Here is a 20,224-nt window from a genome sequence, read left to right as displayed (position 1 = left end):
ATAATGGTACAATATAGCAGTTATATATTGGTGTGCGGCGGTACCGGTTGCCGTGCATCACAAAGTGAAGAGATTCTTCAAAACTTGAAAAAAGCTGTCACGAAGCACGGATTGCAGGAAACAGTTCAGGTTATCCGGACCGGTTGTTTCGGCTTTTGTGAAAAAGGACCGGTTGTCAAGATAATACCGGACAATACTTTCTATGTACAAGTGAAGCCATCGGATGCAGATGATATAGTAAAGGAACATCTTATCAAAGGACGTAAAGTGGAGCGTTTACTTTATGTAAATCCAAAAACAAACGAACAAGTTCCAGATTCGAAACATATCGATTTTTATAAAAAACAACTTCGTATCGCTTTACGCAACTGTGGTTTTATCAATCCTGAAAATATAGACGAATACATTGCCCGTGACGGATATACGGCTTTGGGTAAAGCCCTAACCGAAATGACTCCGGAATCAGTGATTAAAGAGATTCTGGAGTCCGGTTTACGAGGGCGTGGAGGAGGAGGATTTCCAACCGGGCTGAAATGGCAGATTACCCGTAAGGTACAAGCTTCTCAGAAATATGTAGTATGCAATGCCGATGAAGGAGATCCGGGCGCCTTTATGGACCGTTCCATACTGGAGGGTGACCCTCATTCCGTTGTAGAGGCGATGGCTATAAATGGTTATTGCACAGGAGCAAGTAAAGGTCTTGTTTATATCCGTGCCGAATATCCCTTGGCTGTCGAGCGTCTGAAAATAGCTATCCGACAGGCAAAAGAGTATGGTTTGCTGGGAGAAAATATATTTGGAACGAATTTTTCGTTTGACATTGAGATACGTTATGGAGCCGGTGCTTTCGTTTGTGGTGAAGAGACCGCTTTGATACACAGCATGGAAGGTTTAAGAGGAGAAGCAACGGTAAAACCTCCTTTTCCAAGCGAATGCGGTTATAAAGGTTGCCCGACCAATGTCAATAATGTGGAAACGTATGCTAATGTTCCGGTTATCTTATTAAAAGGTGCTAAGTGGTTTAGCAGTATAGGTACGGAAAAGAGTAAAGGGACAAAAGTCTTCGCACTGGCCGGAAAAGTAAATAACGTAGGACTGATAGAAGTGCCAATGGGGACAACTTTACGTGAAGTTATTTTTGATATCGGTGGGGGAATCAAAGATGGCAAGAAGTTTAAAGCGGTTCAGACCGGAGGTCCTTCCGGAGGTTGCCTGACTGAAAAACATCTGGATTTACCGATTGATTATGACAATTTGTTGGCTGCAGGTTCTATGATGGGCTCCGGAGGCATGATTGTCATGGATGAAGATGATTGTATGGTCGCTATGGCTAAGTTTTATCTGGATTTTACGGTAGAAGAATCGTGTGGCAAATGCGCCCCTTGTCGTATCGGAAATAAACGGCTGCATGAAATATTGCAGAAAATCACTTCAGGCAATGGTATACTGGGCGATTTGGATAGTTTGCGTAATCTGGCTAAAGTAATCAAAGATACGGCATTATGCGGATTAGGGCAGACATCTCCTAATCCTGTTTTATCGACTATGGATAATTTCTATGATGAGTATCTGGCTCATGTGGAGGAAAAACGTTGTCCGTCGCACCAGTGCCGTGAGTTGACTCAATACTATATTAATCCGGAAAAATGTAAAGGTTGTACAGCGTGTGCTCGTGCTTGTCCGGTAAATGCTATAACAGGTGAACGTAAGGTTCCTCATGTGATTGATTTACAAAGATGCATACGTTGCGGTTCTTGTATAGAGAGATGTAAATTTGATGCGGTTTACGTACGTTAACAATTGCCTAATAAAAATTATGGAAACAGTAAAACTTATTATAGATAGAAGACCGGTAGAAGTTCCAAAAGGAACGACGATACTGGATGCCGCCGCCGGTATGGGAATACGCATTCCGACCCTTTGTTATATGAAACTGGAAGATTTGCATTATGAGAATAATCCGGGTGCTTGCCGTATTTGCGTAGTGGAAATAGAGGGACGTCGGAATCTGGCTCCTTCTTGTAAAACAGAATGTACAGAGGGAATGGTTGTACAGACACATAGTCCTCGTGTGATGAATGCCCGTAAGACCGTGATGGAATTAATTTTGTCCAACCATCCGGCTGAATGTCTGACTTGTAGTAGCAACGGCTATTGTGAATTGCAGAAAATAGCTCATGATTTAGGTATTCGTGAGATACGCTATAAAGGAGAGATGTCTACCTTTGAAATAGACCGTTCTCCCTCTATTGTACGAAATATGAACAAATGTATTATGTGTCGTCGTTGTGAGACTATGTGCAACAGCATTCAGACGGTAGGCGCATTAACTGCTGTTAATCGTGGTTTTAATGCCGCGGTGTCCACTGCATTCGAACGTGATATTGCAGGAAGTACTTGTTCATATTGCGGTCAGTGTGTTTCGGTTTGCCCGGTGAACGCATTAAGCGGACGGAATACTCAACAACCTGTACTGGATGCTTTGGCAAATCCGGATAAGATTGTTATTGCTCAAACAGCTCCGGCTGTACGTACGGCCTTGGGACGTGATTTCGGGTGTGAACCGGGGACTTTGGTGACAGGTAAAATGGTTTCCGCTCTTCGTCAGTTAGGATTTGATTATGTTTTCGATACGGATTTCGCTGCGGATCTTACAATCATGGAAGAAGGTACGGAGCTTCTGCAACGTTTGAGTCAATACCTAAATGGCGATAAAGAGGTGAAAATCCCATTGATGACCAGTTGTTGTCCGGGATGGGTTAGCTTTGTTGAACAACATTTCCCTGAATTATTGAATAATCTTTCTACTGCAAAGAGTCCTCAGCAAATGTTTGGTGCTATAGCAAAAAATTATTTTGCAGAAAAATTGGGGGTGGATAGATGTAAAATCGTCGTGGTATCCATTATGCCATGTCTGGCAAAAAAATATGAGGCGAGTCGCCCTGAATTTGCTGTAGATGGAAATCCGGATGTCGATATTTCCATTTATACCCGCGAATTGGCCCGGTTAATCAGATATGCGAATATAAATTTCATGGAATTACCGGATAGCGATTTTGACCATCCGTTAGGAGAATCTACCGGTGCCGGTGTGATATTCGGTACTACAGGAGGGGTGATTGAAGCTGCTTGCCGCACGGCTTATGAGCTTTATACCGGAAAAGTTCTTGAAAATGTTGATATAGAAGAGCTTCGGGGATTGCAAGGTATCCGGAGCGCAACAATTGATTTTAATGGTATCCCCGTTAAAATCGGTATAGCCCACGGATTGGGAAATGCTCGAAAACTAATTGAAGAGGTAAAAAACGGAACTTCTCCCTACCATGCTATCGAAGTGATGGCTTGTCCGGGTGGTTGTATTGGAGGAGGAGGCCAACCGTTCCATGGTGGACGAATGGAGGTGTTGCGTAAACGAGCAGCTTCTTTATATCAGGAAGATACAAAGAAGCCACTTCGTAAAAGTCATGAAAATCCGTATATACAGGCTCTTTATGCTGATTATTTGGGTGAACCTTGCGGTCCACGAGCCCATCAATTATTGCATACTCATTATTTTGATCGTAAAGAGGTTGTCAGTATATACATGCAAACCAGTAAAGACGAATAAGTTATGGAAAAGATACATTTACCCCAGATAAAAATTGAAGAATTGCAGGCTATTTGTGCCGAACATAACAATGATGCGGGAGAACTAATCAATATTTTGCATGCAGCTCAAGGCATATTCGGTTATCTTCCACGCGAAGTACAGGAAATAATAGCGGCCAATTTGCATATCCCTGTTTCAAGGGTGTACGGAGTTGTTACTTTTTATTCATTTTTCTCGATGACACCAAAAGGGAAATATCCTATATCGGTATGTTTGGGAACCGCTTGTTATGTCCGTGGTGCAGAAAAAGTTTTGGATGAGTTTCAGCGGCAATTGGAAATAAAAGTAGGAGAAACAACTTCAGATGGTTTGTTTTCATTGGATTGTCTTCGTTGTGTCGGAGCTTGTGGGTTGGCTCCGGTTGTTACTATCGGTGGAAAAGTTTATGGTCGGCTGACACCGGAAAAAGTCCGGGATATTTTAGCAGAATATTATATACAAGCTGAATAGAATTTTCTGATAATATAAATTGAATATCGACAAAAGTTTTAAATAAAATGCCTTCATCTATAAGTGTTTATCATACAAGACAACAAGCTTATAAATGAAGGCATAAAAGTATGTATCGTTGATTTTCGGTTAATGTGACAACATTTCCGGAGTAATTTTAGTGAATCCGGAAGCATCTGCTTTACGCAACTTTACGTTGCCGTCATTCCAGTTGGAAGGCCAGCCGCCGATGATATGTCCCAAGAATACTACTTTGATTTCGTGCAGACCTTTAGATAATGCAACGGAGGTATCCGTACGCGGGAAACGTTTTACTTCGCCACTATTATTAATTAACAGCTTGCCGTCAATCCAGACTTCTTCGTTGTTGGAAGAGATATAATATACTCCGTCTTCCGGAATATTTACATAACCGGTTGCAACAGCTGCATATTGATTAACACCACGCATCGATTCGCTTGTTTTTACCACAGAACTGATTTCGCGCAAATCTTTGATGACTGATTTTTTCCAATCTTTTACCTCAGCCAGCTTGGAGCTGTTCAGGAACATCCCGTCTGTTACCTGCATTTCCAGCCCCGGAGTCGTGTTTGCCACTTCCTTTGCAGGAGCTAAAGATTGCTTTTCAACAGTTATGGAACGTATTTTGCTCATTTTTCCGGAAGGTAGTACCGATGCTATTTTCAATACACCGGATTTTGTAAATTCAATAGGAGTTGTGTAAATCGTAGATTCCGGGGTCGGTTCTGTTCCATCTGTCGTATATACCATTTTAATAGGTCGGACAGTTTTAAATTCGAGAACAGCTTTGTCGGTGAAGGCAACGAAATTACATGAACCGTCAGGCTGCTCCGGTTGCGGGATATGATAGTTGATATTGTGCTCGTCCAAACGAACCAGTGCATTATCCAGCCGGCGTTCGAAGTCCTTATAATCTTTTCGGTTCAACTGCGACCATCCGATTTCGGCCAAAGCTAGAATACGTGGATAGATACGGTATTCCATAATATCCGTGTTATACATATATTCGGACCAGATGTTACATTGTACTCCCGTAATGAATTTATCTTTACCGGATGCAACTAATGTGTCAGGAATCGGGTTATAATTGTAAACCTTTTCCAGAGTCGTATAACCGCCGATAGAAACCGGTTCGTTACGGTAATCGCTTTGATACGTATCCAGGTACATTCCGTTTCCACTCGGAGTCATTATCACATCATGGTTCATATTTGCAGCAGCGATACCACCAGTTTCTCCACGCCATGACATGACAGTTGCGGTAGGAGCGAGACCGCCTTCCAAAATTTCATCCCATCCGATAATCTTCTTACCGTGTTTTTCTGCCAGATACTTTTCCATACGCTGAACAAAATAACTCTGTAATTTTTCTTCGGCTGAATGGTTGTTGTCTCCTTTCAGACCTTCTTCCTTGATACGTTTTTGGCAGAGAGGGCATTCTTTCCAACTGATTTTCGGGCATTCGTCGCCTCCTATATGGAAATATTCGCTTGGAAATAAAGGAGCTACTTCATCAATAACATCTTCTAGAAATTTGAATGTTTCTTCTTTACCGGCACACATAACAATGTCCTCCACGCCCCAGATGATACGGGGAGTTCCTTGTTCGCCTTTGCACGAAAGTTCGGGATAAGCGGCAATGGCAGCCATCTCGTGTCCCGGCAATTCGATTTCGGGTATAACTGTTATAAAGCGGTCGGCAGCATATTTTACGATATCTTTTATCTGTTCCTGTGTATAGAAACCACCATATTCAGTGCCTTCTCCGTCAATACGTTTACTTCCGATTTCCGTTAGTTTCGGATATTTCTTGATTTCGATACGCCAGCCTTGGTCATCCGTCAGATGCCAGTGCATCCGATTGATTTTGAACATGGCCAATACATCCAATTGCTTTTTTATATTTTCTACCGGAATGAAATGGCGACATGGGTCAAGCATGATACCCCGGTATCCGAAACGCGGTTCGTCCTTGACCGTTACACATGGAGCTGTCCAGGCAATGCCGTTTACGATAACCGGACTTTCGATTTCAGCCGGAAGCAGTTGCATAAAAGTTTGCATACCGTAGAATAAACCTTGAGGTGTTTTAGCTTGAATGGTAACACCTTTTGTCGTAACATCCAATGTGTAACCTTCATTATTTATATCCAACTCGTTGTCAAGAACAAGGGCGATATTGTTGGAAGCTGCTTGGTCGCTTACCGTAATCTGATAACCGGTAGCTTGGTTCATTTTGGCTGCAAAATATTCGCCAACCGTTTTTGCTTCCGGTGTGGATGTGGAAAGAACTGTATTTTTATTTAGTTTGAAACTTCCTTCATTCTGGACAAGACTTACGGGCGTAGGAATTACGTTGATGCCCCGGTTGTATGACATCTCTTTTATTGGCTTTTCGCTACATGACGCTAGAATACAAAGTGCTGCGCCGGCACACATGGAAATGAGCTTCATCATGCTTTAGATAAATTTTAATTGTGAATTTTGTTTTGTCGTTTATGTAACCTTTATAAGGTTGTCTGTCCGGTAATTCCCCGGTTGAAAAAAGAGAAGAGTAGGGGCGACCATGCAGGTCGCCCTCTATAATTACCATGCAAAAATAGGATATTCTTTCATAATGCTGTTTACCTTTTCGCGAACAGCAGTGATTGTTTTGTCACACTCGGGAGCAGTCAGAACAGTATCAATCATTTCTACGATTTCATTCATCAGCGGCTCTTTTGCACCACGGGTTGTAATAGCAGGTGTTCCAACACGGATACCGGATGTTTGGAATGCGGAACGGCTGTCGAACGGAACCATATTTTTATTGACTGTAATATCGGCGGCGACCAATGCTTTCTCGGCCACTTTACCTGTCAGTTCAGGGAATTTCTTACGCAGGTCAATCAACATACTATGGTTGTCCGTACCATCAGATATAATTTTATAACCTTTATCGATAAAAGCCTGAGCCATAGCAGCCGCATTTGCTTTCACCTGAGTCTGATAAGTCTTATATTCCGGATCCAATGCTTCACCGAAAGCAACGGCTTTAGCGGCAATCACATGTTCCAACGGTCCCCCTTGGATACCGGGGAATACGGCAGAATCCAGCAATTGAGACATTTTCTTAATTTCGCCTTTCGGTGTTTTTTTGCCCCAAGGATTTTCGAAATCTTTACCCAGCAAGATGATACCCCCGCGTGGACCACGCAAAGTTTTATGCGTTGTAGAGGTTACGATATGAGCATATTCCAGCGGGTTATTCAGCAAACCGGCAGCAATCAGACCGGCAGGATGAGCCATGTCAATCATCAATAGAGCACCTACCTTATCTGCAATTTCACGCATACGCTTATAATCCCATTCACGTGAATAAGCAGAACCGCCACCTACTATCAATTTCGGTTTTTCACGCAAGGCTACTTCTTCCATCTGGTCGTAATCTACGCGGCCGGTCTCTTCTTTAACATTATATTCTGTTGCTCTATATAAAATACCTGAGCTGTTCACTGGGGAACCATGAGAAAGGTGCCCACCATGTGCCAGATTTAAACCTAAAAAGGTGTCACCCGGGTTCAAAACTGCCAGGAATACGGATGCGTTTGCCTGTGCGCCGGAATGTGGCTGTACGTTTGCCCATTCGGCATTGAAGATTTGTTTCAACCGTTCGATAGCGATGGTTTCGCTCTGGTCTACTACTTCGCAACCTCCATAATAACGCTTGCCGGGATACCCTTCTGCGTATTTGTTGGTCAGACAGCTACCCATGGCCTGCATCACCTGGTCGCTTACAAAGTTCTCGGAAGCAATCAGTTCGATGCCTTTTGCCTGGCGCTGATGTTCCTTTTCAATGATGTCGAAAATGATTTTGTCTCTTTTCATTACATGTAAAATTGGTTATTGCAATGAGCCCTTTTTCTTACTGTTTTATAGAGCCGTTGCAAATTTACGACAAAAATCTGTATACGGGATAAAATAGTATTGAAATATAGTTATATGTTTATCACTTGGATAAGATTGTTGCTCTTAAAAGTATCAAGTTGCTTTAATTGAAAAAGGCTTCGCTACATCTGCATTGTGTCTACGGTAAGATTTGAAACACAATTGTCATTCCATCATCAGCATTAATAATGTGGAAGTAAAAAAATTGTCGCAGGTGCTAGACCTGCGACAATTACAAATAGGCTTTATGATGTCTTTTTAATCAATTTATGTATAACTCGTTACAGTTCAATTACCACGGGGTAATCGTTACATTACGGAATTGCACTTCTTTGCCTTCGCTTTGTAGGCCGATATAACCTTCCTTTTGTTTATTAGTACCGGTATTTTGATAAACGCCATTAATATAAACAGTGATGACGCCATCTTTTACAAATATATTTGCTTCATTCCATTCTCCAGCAGGCTTTTCACTGTCAGGATTGGCTTTTCGAACAATTGGAAATGCCGGACGAGGTTCTCCCGCTTTTCCTTGATATTCAGCCAAGTCGGAACCACCTAAAAGAACAAAATCTCCTGCATTATCTGACATTAGATTACACTCTATTCCGTTGGGGAAGGGGTTTTTCGGTTCAGCTATTAACAAGAAAATACCACTGTTTGCCTTTTCTTTACCATTGGGCCAGCGATATTCCACATGCAATTTAAAATTACTGTATTTGTCTTTTGTGTACATATAACCGAACGGAGTACCGGTAATGTTTATCACACCATCTTTTACAGAAAAAACTTGCTCGGCCGGAACGGAGTTTTTATCTACAATAAAGTTCCAACCGGAAAGGTCTTTGCCATTAAACAATTTAGTTGTTTTCTGGGCACTTGCTTCACCTGCGAAACACATAAAAGCAGCAGCTATCACTGCCATTGTTAGGACTCTTTTTCTCATGGTCTTAATTATTTATGATTAATCAACAATAAGTTTACGATAACGTACACGTTTCGGCTCTTCATAGCCCAACTGTTTGTGTTTATATTCTTCATATTCTGAATATGAACCTTCGTAGAAGACTACGTTCGAGTCGCCTTCGAACGATAGAATATGTGTACAAATGCGGTCAAGGAACCAACGGTCATGCGAAACAACAACAGCGCAACCTGCAAAATTTTCCAGGCCTTCTTCAAGAGCACGTAATGTATTCACATCAATATCATTGGTAGGTTCGTCCAAAAGTAATACATTGGCTTCCGCTTTCAATGTAAGCGCCAGATGTAAACGATTCCGTTCTCCTCCGGATAATACGCCGCAATGTTTTTCCTGATCGGCTCCGGCAAAATTAAATTTAGAAAGATATGCCCGTGAATTGATTTCTTTACCACCTACACGGATAAACTCCTGGCCTCCGGAAACAACCTGATAAACAGTTTTTTTAGGGTCGATATCTTTGTGTGTCTGGTCTGCATATCCTACTTTTACAGTTTCACCAACTTCAAATGTCCCTTTATCAATACTTTCCATGCCCATAATCATTTTGAATAAGGTGGTTTTACCGGCACCATTTGGTCCAATTACCCCTACAATACCGTTGGGGGGAAGCATGAAATTTAGGTCATCAAACAACAATTTATCTCCAAAAGCTTTCGCGACATGTTGAGCTTCAATAACCTTGTTCCCTAAACGCGGACCATTTGGAATAAAAATCTCCAACTTGGCTTCACGTTCTTTTTGATCCTCATTCAGTAAGGCTTCATACGAATTCAGACGAGCTTTACCTTTGGCTTGACGGGCTTTAGGAGCCATATTAATCCATTCCAACTCCCGTTCCAATGTTTTCCGACGTTTACTGGCTTGTTTTTCTTCCTGAGCCATACGTTTGGTTTTCTGGTCAAGCCAAGAGGAATAATTTCCTTTCCAAGGAATACCTTCACCACGGTCAAGTTCAAGTATCCAGCCAGCTACATGGTCAAGGAAATAGCGGTCATGTGTGATACAGATTACTGTTCCGGCATATTGCTGCAAATGCTGTTCCAGCCAGTCAATCGACTCGGCATCAAGGTGGTTGGTCGGTTCATCAAGCAACAAAACATCAGGTTGCTGCAACAGCAAGCGGCAAAGAGCGACACGGCGGCGTTCACCACCGGAGAGCGTATCGACTATCTGATCTTCCGGAGGGCAACGTAAAGCATCCATTGCACGTTCCAGGCGACTATCCAAATTCCATGCGTCTGTTGCATCAATCTTATCCTGTAGTTCAGCTTGACGGGTAATCAAGGCATCCATTTTTTCAGGGTCTTCCAAGACTTCAGGGTCACCGAATTTTTCGTTTACCTCTTCATATTCCTTAAGAGTATCTACAATATCCTGTACACCCTCCTGTACAATTTCTTTAACTGTTTTACCGGATTCCAGTTTAGGGTCCTGTTCCAAATAACCGACGGAATAGCCGGGAGAAAAGACAACTTCTCCTTGATATTCTTTCTCTATGCCGGCAATTATTTTAAGCAAAGTAGATTTACCTGAACCGTTCAGACCTATAATACCAATCTTAGCTCCGTAAAAGAAAGACAGATAAATATTCTTTAAAACTTGTTTCTGGGGTGGGAATATCTTGTTTACCCCTACCATCGAGAAAATAATTTTTTTATCGTCTGCCATATATATTTAAATTGTTTGTGGACAAATATACATAATTATTCTTTACATTCTTTATGCAAATCCTTGCTAAGACGCATTGCGCAGAAGTTCGGGCCACACATCGTACAATACTCACCATCAGTTACTGCGCTTTCTTTATAATATTGTAAAGCACGTTCCGGGTCGAGTGACAGATTAAATTGATCTTTCCAACGGAATTCAAAACGAGCTTTACTTAATGCGTTGTCCCGAACTTGTGCACCAGGATGTCCTTTTGCCAAATCGGCAGCATGAGCGGCAATTTTATAAGCAATAACTCCTGTACGAACATCCTCTTTGTTGGGTAGTCCGAGATGTTCTTTGGGGGTTACATAACAAATCATGGCAGTACCATACCAGGCAATCTGTGCACCTCCGATAGCTGAAGTGATATGGTCGTATCCAGGAGCCACGTCTGTTGTTAACGGACCTAAAGTATAGAAAGGAGCATTGTGGCAGGCATATTGTTGCTCTTTCATATTTTCATGTATTTTATTCATGGGGACATGTCCTGGCCCTTCTATAATAACTTGCACAAATTGTTCCCAAGCTATATTAGTTAGCTCTCCCATTACGTGTAATTCGGCAAATTGAGCTGCATCGTTGGCATCATAAATAGAGCCGGGACGGAGTCCGTCTCCTATCGAAACAGCAATATCATAAGCTTTTAGTATTTCGCAGATTTCAGCAAAATGTGTATAGAGAAAGTTCTCTTCATTATGTATTTGCATCCATTTAGCCATAATGGAACCACCACGTGAAACGATGCCTGATAAACGTGTCAGTGTCAAATCAATATGTTTTTTCAGCAATGCAGCATGAATAGTAAAATAATCGACACCTTGTTCAGCTTGCTCAATTAGTGTATCACGATAGATTTCCCAATTCAAATCTTCGATTCTCCCGTTTACTTTTTCCAATGCCTGATAAATAGGAACTGTTCCCATTGGAACAGGACAATTGCGTATAATCCATTCACGTGTTTCGTGGATATTCTCACCAGTAGAAAGGTCCATCAATGTGTCACCACCCCATTTACAGCTCCAGACAGCTTTTTCAATTTCTTCGCTAATACCGGAAGATAGAGCTGAATTTCCGATATTCGTATTAATTTTCACAAGGAACTTTTTCCCAATAATCATGGGTTCTGCTTCCGGATGATTGATATTCGCAGGTATAATTGCACGTCCGGCTGCAATCTCTTTTCGTACAAATTCGGGAGTGATATATGACTTCAGTCCCAATGCTTCAATTTGTTGATTTTCACGAATAGCCACATATTCCATTTCCGGTGTGATAATACGCCGCTTGGCATAATACATCTGTGTTATATTCTTACCTTCCTTTGCTCTATAGGGGAGATGTCGTAAAGGGAAACGGATAGTGTCCAGTTTCGAATCAACCAGGCGTTGACGACCATATTCGGATGAGAGTTCCGATAATTGTATCAAATCTTTACGGCGTCCATACCATTCTTCACGTAAACGGGGCAAACCTGTATTAATATCAATCGATATCTTAGGGTCCGAAAAAGGGCCACTGGTATCGTAAACAATGACAGAATTGTTCTTCTTAAAAACTTTTTTTCCGTTTTCGTCAATAGTTACGGTATCTAAAAGTTTAATTTTACGCATTCCTACTTTGATTTTATTGATTTCCCCCGGAATATAAATTTTCTCAGACGAAGGATACGTAATGCGCATGCTCTTTTTGTTTGCCATATTTCTTTATTTTGTTTTATATTTGTTTACTGCTTCAACAAAGTGTTGTGTTTCCTTCACCGGGTCATTAGCGTTGATAATTGCTCCTGAAACAGCTATTCCTGTGATACCTGTTTCCATCAATGGCCGTACATCTTTAAGATTAATACCGCCGATGGCAAATACTGGAATATCAAGTCCGGCATCTCGGTATTGTTGCATGATTTTATGATAACCTTCCAGACCGAGCACAGGGCTCAGATTCTTTTTTGTTTCAGTAAACCGATATGGTCCCAGTCCGACATATGAGGCTCCTTCTTTGTCGGCATGCATAATATCTTCGAATGTGTTAGCTGTTGCTCCTACAAAAAAGAGATCTTCCCGCTTATGTTCAATTAATATTTTCCAAGCTTCAGAAACGGGAGTGTCGTTTTTTCCAAGATGAATAGCATCCGCATTAGATGCCATCGCTATTTCCAGATTATCATCGATACAACAAATTGCTTCGTTGAAATAATATTTTGCCATGTAACTTACAACTTCTTTGGCTGTTATGATATTCAAATTATCCTTCATTCTCAGCTGTATCCAGGTACAACCTCCTTCAAGGACCATTTTTACTTCGTCCAGCTCGGTATATTGAGGAGTCCGGTGAGTAATGAACATCAATGGGACACTATCTGTAAAACTACAATAGCGTTTTGTCCCGTAATTATATTCTAAATATTTATCGAATGTATTTCTCATACTTGTAATTCTTTATATTGTTTGATAACTAAGTCCTTTTTCTCCGGTTCTTTTCCCCATAAAGCACCTAAAACGGCTATTCCACCAAAATTCAAATGTTTAATCAATGGAATGCTTTTTTTATCCATACCTCCTAAAGCAATTACCTTTTCATTAATAATGCCCTTTGCCGAAGCTTCTTCCAATTGTTTTATTGAGAACCCACCTCCATATCCTTCTTTGGATATACTCCGAAAAATAGGACTGAGAAATACATAATCGTATTTGTTGCAATTTTCAACTTCCTGTAGTGAATGGCAGGAGCGGCTAAGACTTCCCTTAAAACTTGTTGAAATAGAGTTATTTCTACTATTCAGATGAATACCGCCTACCGGATATTCATTTACTAATTCGAAACAATCATGTAATTTGATGCGGGAATGATATATATACGGTATCGTATCTAACAGTTTTTTTATTTCTTCCGGGCAGCTTTGTGGCTTACGTATATGAAGACATTCCAATCCTTCTTCGAATAGGGTGGACAAAATGTCTCCTTCCTGTGGAAAGAAATATGGAACAGTTATCGCTATTAGTCGCTTCATATTTTTATTAACGTTAGAGGGCTGGGGGAGAAGAAGTGATTCAACGGACCATGTCCGTGACCTGTTATTACATTAGCTCCGGAACGAATGGCTTCTGTTATGTATGTTTTTGACAGACTGACAGCTTCCTCTAATTCCTTTCCTTGCGCCAGGTATGCGGCAATAGCAGAAGAAAGAGTACAGCCTGTTCCATGTGAATTTTGAGTTTGGATAGTTTTTGTGGTCAAACGCAATGGCTTTTGACCCCGAATAAGAAAGATATCTGCCATTTCATCCTTTAGCAAATGACCGCCTTTTATCAAAACAGCTCGGCATCCCATATCGAGAAGTTTTCGACCGGCTTTTTCCATATCTTGTTCATTACTGATGTTTATGCCGGAAAGGGAAATTGCTTCGTCTATATTTGGAGTGATAAGTGTTACTCGTTTAAATAATTCGCCAACAATTACTTCTATTGTTTCGTCTTCAATCAATTTACTACCACTGGTCGATATCATAACTGGATCCAGCACAATATTCGTCAACGCAAATTTGTCAATGGCATCGACGACTATATAAGCCGTTTCCCGATTATGAAGCATTCCTATTTTAATAGCATCTATTTTTATATCCTCAAATACTGCATCAATTTGACCTTTAACGATTTCCGGAGCAATTGCTTGAATACCTCGAACTCCCAAAGTATTCTGTGCTGTAACGGATGTAATGACAGAAGTTCCGTATACTCCCAATGCTGAAAATGTTTTAATATCAGCTTGTATTCCTGCACCACCTCCACTGTCGGAACCGGCAATGGTAAGTGCTGTGGGATAACGGAATGTTGTGTTTATTTTCATATCACATTATAAAAGGAGGGACAAAGCCTTTTCTGTTTTTCCTACGACGGCATTACCCGTATCAGGTTCACAGGGTATAATCTCAGCCCGTACACAGTATGGCACCCCTTTCAATGGGCAAAGGTAGGAAGTTTGTAAAGAGAAAGCAAAAGAGAAATGTTAAATTTAAGAGTGGATTTGATATAAAAAAAACCGGACCAACGAATGATGAGTTCGTTATGTCCGGATTTTTCTTTTTGTGTTTGTGCAAAATAATTATTCCTGAGGAACTTCCGGAGAATTGCTTTGTTTTACACTTGTGACAATTTCTTGTTTATCTTTGTTAAAGTCTACAATAATCGTATCTCCTTCGCCTACGGATGCACGGATAATCATTTCTGCCATTTCGTCTTCCAGATATTTCTGGATAGCACGCTTCAACGGACGAGCACCAAACTGTACATCATACCCTTTGGTCGCGATGAAATCTTTGGCAGCATCTGTCAGTTCTAATGAATATCCCAAACTACCCACACGCGCATAAAGTCCTTGTAATTCAATATCGATAATTTTATGAATGGCTTCCTTATCCAGCTGATCAAACATGATAATGTCGTCTACTCTATTTAAAAATTCAGGAGCAAAAGCCTTATTCAGTGCTTTTTGTATGACGCTACGTGAAAAATCTTTATCTGGCTCACCGGCCGTTTGTGAACTGAAACCGACACCACGTCCAAAATCTTTCAACTGGCGTGTACCGATATTGGATGTCATAATCAAAATTGTATTCTTAAAATCAATCTGTCTGCCCAAGCTATCTGTCAGTCGTCCTTCATCTAATACCTGAAGCAGCAAATTAAATACATCCGGATGAGCTTTTTCTATCTCGTCCAATAATACGACAGAATATGGTTTACGACGTACCTTTTCTGTTAACTGACCGCCTTCTTCGTAACCTACATATCCGGGAGGTGCGCCTATCAATCGGGAAACTGCGAATTTCTCAAGATATTCACTCATGTCGATACGAACCAAAGCATCTGTCGAATCAAACAGATATTCGGCTAATTTCTTAGCTAAATGAGTCTTTCCCACACCTGTCGGCCCGAGAAACATGAATGTTCCGATAGGTTTATTCGGGTCTTTTAACCCGACGCGGTTACGCTGAATCGCTTTCACTATTTTCTGTACGGCGTCATCCTGGCCAACAACTTTCTTTTTCAGATTTTCCGCCATCTCAAGTAATTTCAGGTTTTCCGCTTTCGCAATACGTTGAACCGGGACTCCAGACATCATTGCAACAACTTCTGCAACTTTATCTTCATCCACCGTTTCACGATGTTCTTGCAATTCTTGTTCCCATTTGGACTTGGCAGCTTCCAGTTGTAATAGATATTGACGCTCTTTATCGCGGAAACTGGCTGCTAACTCAAAATTTTGGGATTTTACAGCTGCTATTTTTTCCGTTTTCGTTGCTTCAATCTTCGCTTCCAGTTCTTCAATACTTTTAGGAACTGTAATATTAGATATATGTACGCGAGAGCCTGCCTCGTCTAATGCATCGATTGCCTTATCCGGGAAGTTACGGTCACTAATATAACGTTCTGTCAATTTGACACAAGCCAATAATGCTTCGGGGGTGTAAATCACGTTATGATGTTCTTCATAACGAGCCTTGATATTCTGCAATATTTGCAATGTTTCCTCTGCTGTTGTCGGGTCGACAATAACTTTCTGGAAACGACGCTCCAATGCTCCGTCTTTCTCTATATTCTTACGATATTCGTCCAGAGTAGTAGCACCTATACATTGTATCTCACCACGAGCCAAAGCCGGTTTCAGCATATTGGCGGCATCCATCGAACCGGAAGCGGATCCCGCACCAACTATCGTGTGAATTTCATCAATGAAAAGGATTATGTTCGGATTTCTGGATAACTCGTTCAAAATAGCTTTGATACGTTCTTCAAACTGCCCCCGATACTTTGTACCCGCTACAATCGAGGCCATGTCAAGACTGATAACGCGTTTATCGAATAAAATACGCGATACTTTACGTTGAATAATTTTTAAGGCCAGTCCTTCGACGATTGCGGATTTACCAACACCGGGTTCACCAATCAGAACCGGATTGTTTTTCTTACGGCGACTCAAAATCTGAGCCAGACGCTCAATTTCTTTTTCACGCCCAACAATCGGATCCAACCGGTTTTCGGCAGCCGCACGTGTCATATCTGTTCCGAAATTATCTAAAACCGGTGTATCATTAGGCGATTTCGGTTGAGCAGCACCGGAAGAGGAGCGGGGAGTCTCTTTATGTCCGTTGAAATCATCTTCATCATCTTCCTCATCGTCTGTATATCCGTCATTTATCTCTTCTTCCTCATTGAAATCATCCAGACGGCTGAGGGTTGTTCCATTTACCAGATAATTATATACTTTTTGATAGCTTACACCTGCCTCATTCAATACTTTGGCGGCAACGTTAAATTCCTCTTTCAGAATAGCTAAAAGGAGATGCTCCGTTCCGGTCTCTTCCTTCTTAAACAGGCGTGATTCCAACATACTCATACGAAGTACGCGTTCGGTTGTCTTACTTATAGCTATATCGTGTTGAACTATATCTTCTGCATCAAATGTATTTCTGATTTCTTGCTCGATTACTTTCTTAATCATCATGTCGTCAACGTTTAGAGCATGCAAAACCTGCACGGCCTTCCCGTCTCCCTCACGGATAACTCCAAGCATTAAGTGTTCCGGTCCGATATAACTGTTTTGGAGTCTGGCTGCTTCTTCGCGACTATACTCGATAACGTCTATTAATCTCTTTGAATAGTTATTTTTCATATTATAATAATGTACTGTGACAATGCAAAAATAATAAACTCTCTTTATATTCTAACAAATTCCATGCCATTATTCCTTAATAAAAGAGTAAAAGGGAAAATGAATAATTTTTCAGGGCAAAAACTTTCGTGATACGGGGAAAAGCCTTACCTTAGTGCACTTTTTGAAAGGTGAGATTTTGAGTGTAATAAATATAAAACTAAATGGTTGATCAAGACAGAATTATTAAGATTAACATCGAGGAGGAAATGAAGTCGGCATACATTGATTATTCAATGTCTGTAATTGTTTCGCGTGCCCTTCCAGATGTTAGGGATGGTTTTAAGCCGGTTCATCGTCGTATTTTGTTCGGAATGAATGAATTGGGAAATACATCCGACAAACCTTATAAGAAATCTGCGAGAATTGTTGGTGAAGTTTTAGGTAAATATCATCCACATGGTGACTCTTCAGTCTATTTCGCAATGGTTCGTATGGCACAGACCTGGTCTATGCGCTATCCGTTGGTGGACGGTCAGGGAAACTTCGGTTCCGTAGACGGTGACAGCCCTGCCGCCATGCGTTATACTGAGGCTAGATTAAGCAAACTAGCCGAAGAAATGCTTAGGGATATTGATAAAGATACGGTAGATTTTCAGTTGAACTTTGATGACACATTGAAGGAACCGACTGTATTACCTACCCGTATTCCTAACTTGCTGGTGAACGGTGCTTCAGGTATTGCTGTTGGTATGGCTACTAATATGCCGACACATAATTTAAGCGAAGTGTTAGACGGTTGTATGGCTTATATTGATGCCCGTGGCGACATTGATGTGGAAGGCCTGATGCAATATATCAAAGCGCCTGACTTTCCGACAGGTGCTACTATCTATGGTTATGCAGGTGTTAAAGATGCTTTTGAAACAGGTAGAGGACGTATCATTCTCCGTGGTAAAGCTGAAATTGAAACGGAAGGTAATCATGAAAAAATCATCATTACGGAAATACCATATTTGGTAAATAAGGCTGAACTGATTAAATACATTGCCGATTTGGTAAATGAAAAGCGTATTGATGGTATTTCCAATGTCAATGACGAGTCGGACCGTAGCGGTATGCGTATTGTTGTTGATATAAAACGTGATGCCAATTCAAGTGTTGTTTTGAATAAACTGTATAAGATGACAGCATTGCAGTCTTCTTTCAGTGTCAATAATATCGCTTTGGTAAATGGACGCCCACGCCAGTTAAACCTGAGAGATATGATAAAGGCATTCGTGGAACACCGCCATGAAGTCGTTATTCGTCGTACGAAGTTCGATTTGCGTAAAGCAGAGGAGAGAGCACATATTTTAGAAGGCTTGATTATTGCTTCTGATAATATTGACGAAGTAATTGCTATAATTAAATCATCCAAGAGCCCTGGTGAAGCTATTGAGCGTTTGATTGAACGTTTTTCATTGTCCGATGTACAGGCTCGCGCCATTGTCGAAATGAGACTTCGACAGTTGACAGGCCTTGAACAAGATAAATTACGTGCGGAATATGAAGAAATTGAAAAATTAATCGCATATTTGAAAGAAATTCTGGAAAATGACGACCTTTGTATGAAGGTCATCAAAGATGAATTGCAAGAAATCAAAGATAAGTATGGTGACGGACGTAAAACAGACATTGTTTATGCTTCCGAAGAACTTAATCCTGAAGATTTCTATGCGGATGATGAGATGATTATAACCATTTCGCATATGGGATATATCAAACGTACACCACTTAGCGAATTCCGGGCACAAGGACGTGGCGGAGTAGGAGCTAAAGGCTCTGAAACCCGTGATGAAGACTTTGTTGAATATATTTATCCTGCTTCCATGCACGCAACTTTGTTGATTTTCACGGCAAAAGGTAAATGTTATTGGCTGAAAGTTTTCGAAATACCGGAAGGTGCGAAGAATTCAAAAGGTAGAGCTATTCAGAATTTGCTGAATATTGAACCTGACGACAAAGTGAATGCATTCATTCGTGTTAAGAAATTGACTACAGATACAGAATTTATCAATTCTCATTATTTGTTGTTCTGTACAAAGAAAGGTGTCATAAAGAAAACATTATTAGAAGCATATTCTCGTCCTCGTCAGAATGGTGTTAATGCCATTACATTGCGTGAGGATGATGGTCTGATAGAGGTTTGTATGACAAATGGTAATAATGAGGTCTTGATTGCAAATCGAAACGGTCGAGCTATTCGTTTCCATGAAAGTGCTGTGCGTGTAATGGGACGTACTGCTTCAGGTGTGAGAGGTATGACACTTGACGATGATCCGAGTGACGAAGTGGTTGGAATGGTTTGCATTAAAAACAAAGAAAAAGAAACAGTCCTGGTTGTATCGGAACAGGGCTATGGTAAGCGATCCAACATTGATGATTATCGAATTACCAACCGTGGTGGAAAAGGTGTGAAGACTATAAACATTACGGAGAAAACAGGTAAATTAGTGACAATCAAAAATGTTACGGAAGAAAATGATATCATGATTATCAACAAATCAGGTATTACAATCCGTATGAAAGTCTCTGATTTGAATGTAATCGGACGTGCAACCCAAGGGGTGCGTTTGATAAATCTTGAAAAGCGTAATGATGAAATTGCTTCTATATGTAAAGTCTTGTCACAGACAGAAGAAGAAATTGCTAAAGAAAAAGCAGAACGTGAAGCTTTGGAAGAAAAGACAGCAAATGAACATTTCGTAAGTGAAAATACTGATTTAAATGATGTGTCTGACGATACTGACAGTGAAAATACTGACAATATCGATGATACAACAGAAGAATAA

At 40.9% G+C, this 20,224-nt stretch carries 13 protein-coding genes and 1 riboswitch; of the genes, 4 read left to right on the top strand and 9 right to left on the bottom strand.

What is annotated here, in order from left to right:
• Window positions 1–3: 3 nt before the first annotated feature.
• From DW103_RS01310 to DW103_RS01300, 3 genes are read left to right on the top strand one after another with little or no spacing between them, the layout of a single operon-like run.
• Window positions 4–1,797: an NADH-quinone oxidoreductase subunit NuoF gene (locus DW103_RS01310; protein ID WP_122273856.1), complete on the top strand. Its 1,794-nt coding sequence runs from the start codon at window positions 4–6 to the stop codon at window positions 1,795–1,797.
• Window positions 1,798–1,816: 19 nt separating this feature from the next.
• Window positions 1,817–3,607: an NADH-dependent [FeFe] hydrogenase, group A6 gene (locus DW103_RS01305; protein ID WP_122273855.1), complete on the top strand. Its 1,791-nt coding sequence runs from the start codon at window positions 1,817–1,819 to the stop codon at window positions 3,605–3,607.
• Between the two features lie 3 nt (window positions 3,608–3,610).
• Window positions 3,611–4,099 carry an NAD(P)H-dependent oxidoreductase subunit E gene (locus DW103_RS01300; RefSeq protein WP_122273854.1) on the top strand — a complete coding sequence of 163 codons (489 nt, stop codon included), beginning with the start codon at window positions 3,611–3,613 and terminating at the stop codon, window positions 4,097–4,099.
• A gap of 129 nt (window positions 4,100–4,228) precedes the next feature.
• Here DW103_RS01300 and DW103_RS01295 read toward each other — a convergent pair whose 3' ends face one another.
• The 9 genes from DW103_RS01295 to DW103_RS01255 form a co-directional block, all read right to left on the bottom strand.
• A complete protein-coding gene (locus tag DW103_RS01295) occupies window positions 4,229–6,577 on the bottom strand; it encodes a family 20 glycosylhydrolase (protein WP_122273853.1) in 2,349 nt (782 codons plus the stop codon).
• A gap of 129 nt (window positions 6,578–6,706) precedes the next feature.
• Window positions 6,707–7,987 carry a serine hydroxymethyltransferase gene (glyA, locus tag DW103_RS01290; protein ID WP_122273852.1) on the bottom strand — a complete coding sequence of 427 codons (1,281 nt, stop codon included), beginning with the start codon at window positions 7,985–7,987 and terminating at the stop codon, window positions 6,707–6,709.
• Window positions 7,988–8,339: 352 nt separating this feature from the next.
• Complete coding sequence (locus DW103_RS01285) at window positions 8,340–8,993, bottom strand: DUF1080 domain-containing protein (protein WP_122273851.1); 654 nt, start codon at window positions 8,991–8,993, stop codon at window positions 8,340–8,342.
• An 18-nt stretch (window positions 8,994–9,011) separates the two neighbouring features.
• Window positions 9,012–10,700 (bottom strand): energy-dependent translational throttle protein EttA, encoded by a 1,689-nt coding sequence (ettA, locus tag DW103_RS01280; RefSeq protein ID WP_122273850.1) that lies wholly within the window; start codon window positions 10,698–10,700, stop codon window positions 9,012–9,014.
• Window positions 10,701–10,735: 35 nt separating this feature from the next.
• The gene (thiC, locus tag DW103_RS01275; protein ID WP_122273849.1) at window positions 10,736–12,439 is read right to left on the bottom strand and encodes a phosphomethylpyrimidine synthase ThiC; all 1,704 of its coding nucleotides are present in this window, start codon (window positions 12,437–12,439) and stop codon (window positions 10,736–10,738) included.
• Window positions 12,440–12,445: 6 nt separating this feature from the next.
• Window positions 12,446–13,165 carry a thiamine phosphate synthase gene (locus DW103_RS01270; RefSeq protein WP_122273848.1) on the bottom strand — a complete coding sequence of 240 codons (720 nt, stop codon included), beginning with the start codon at window positions 13,163–13,165 and terminating at the stop codon, window positions 12,446–12,448.
• The gene (locus DW103_RS01265) at window positions 13,162–13,749 is read right to left on the bottom strand and encodes a thiamine phosphate synthase (protein WP_122273847.1); all 588 of its coding nucleotides are present in this window, start codon (window positions 13,747–13,749) and stop codon (window positions 13,162–13,164) included. Before DW103_RS01265 ends, DW103_RS01270 begins: the two co-directional genes overlap by 4 nt.
• On the bottom strand, window positions 13,746–14,585 hold the full coding sequence (gene thiD / locus DW103_RS01260; RefSeq protein WP_122273846.1) for a bifunctional hydroxymethylpyrimidine kinase/phosphomethylpyrimidine kinase: 840 nt from the start codon (window positions 14,583–14,585) through the stop codon (window positions 13,746–13,748). Before thiD ends, DW103_RS01265 begins: the two co-directional genes overlap by 4 nt.
• A gap of 20 nt (window positions 14,586–14,605) precedes the next feature.
• Window positions 14,606–14,704, bottom strand: a riboswitch (TPP riboswitch).
• Window positions 14,705–14,840: 136 nt separating this feature from the next.
• Window positions 14,841–17,411: an ATP-dependent Clp protease ATP-binding subunit gene (locus DW103_RS01255; RefSeq protein ID WP_122273845.1), complete on the bottom strand. Its 2,571-nt coding sequence runs from the start codon at window positions 17,409–17,411 to the stop codon at window positions 14,841–14,843.
• A 203-nt stretch (window positions 17,412–17,614) separates the two neighbouring features.
• On the opposite strand from DW103_RS01255, the gene gyrA reads away from it, so the two are divergent.
• Entirely contained in the window at window positions 17,615–20,224 is a 2,610-nt protein-coding gene (gene gyrA / locus DW103_RS01250; protein ID WP_122273844.1) for a DNA gyrase subunit A, read from the top strand.

Source organism: Parabacteroides sp. AM08-6 (assembly GCF_003473295.1).
GTDB lineage: Bacteria > Bacteroidota > Bacteroidia > Bacteroidales > Tannerellaceae > Parabacteroides.
The sequence above is the reverse complement of the archived record's forward strand: the minus strand, read 5'-3'. Positions and strand labels throughout refer to the sequence as shown.

Bases quoted from the DNA above. Each gene is read 5' to 3' on its own strand.
- DW103_RS01310 (WP_122273856.1), top strand. From the start codon at position 4: ATGGTACAATATAGCAGTTATATATTGGTGTGCGGCGGTACCGGTTGC.
- DW103_RS01305 (WP_122273855.1), top strand. From the start codon at position 1,817: ATGGAAACAGTAAAACTTATTATAGATAGAAGACCGGTAGAAGTTCCA.
- DW103_RS01300 (WP_122273854.1), top strand. From the start codon at position 3,611: ATGGAAAAGATACATTTACCCCAGATAAAAATTGAAGAATTGCAGGCT.
- DW103_RS01295 (WP_122273853.1), bottom strand. From the start codon at position 6,577: ATGATGAAGCTCATTTCCATGTGTGCCGGCGCAGCACTTTGTATTCTA.
- glyA (WP_122273852.1), bottom strand. From the start codon at position 7,987: ATGAAAAGAGACAAAATCATTTTCGACATCATTGAAAAGGAACATCAG.
- DW103_RS01285 (WP_122273851.1), bottom strand. From the start codon at position 8,993: ATGAGAAAAAGAGTCCTAACAATGGCAGTGATAGCTGCTGCTTTTATG.
- ettA (WP_122273850.1), bottom strand. From the start codon at position 10,700: ATGGCAGACGATAAAAAAATTATTTTCTCGATGGTAGGGGTAAACAAG.
- thiC (WP_122273849.1), bottom strand. From the start codon at position 12,439: ATGGCAAACAAAAAGAGCATGCGCATTACGTATCCTTCGTCTGAGAAA.
- DW103_RS01270 (WP_122273848.1), bottom strand. From the start codon at position 13,165: ATGAGAAATACATTCGATAAATATTTAGAATATAATTACGGGACAAAA.
- DW103_RS01265 (WP_122273847.1), bottom strand. From the start codon at position 13,749: ATGAAGCGACTAATAGCGATAACTGTTCCATATTTCTTTCCACAGGAA.
- thiD (WP_122273846.1), bottom strand. From the start codon at position 14,585: ATGAAAATAAACACAACATTCCGTTATCCCACAGCACTTACCATTGCC.
- DW103_RS01255 (WP_122273845.1), bottom strand. From the start codon at position 17,411: ATGAAAAATAACTATTCAAAGAGATTAATAGACGTTATCGAGTATAGT.
- gyrA (WP_122273844.1), top strand. From the start codon at position 17,615: ATGGTTGATCAAGACAGAATTATTAAGATTAACATCGAGGAGGAAATG.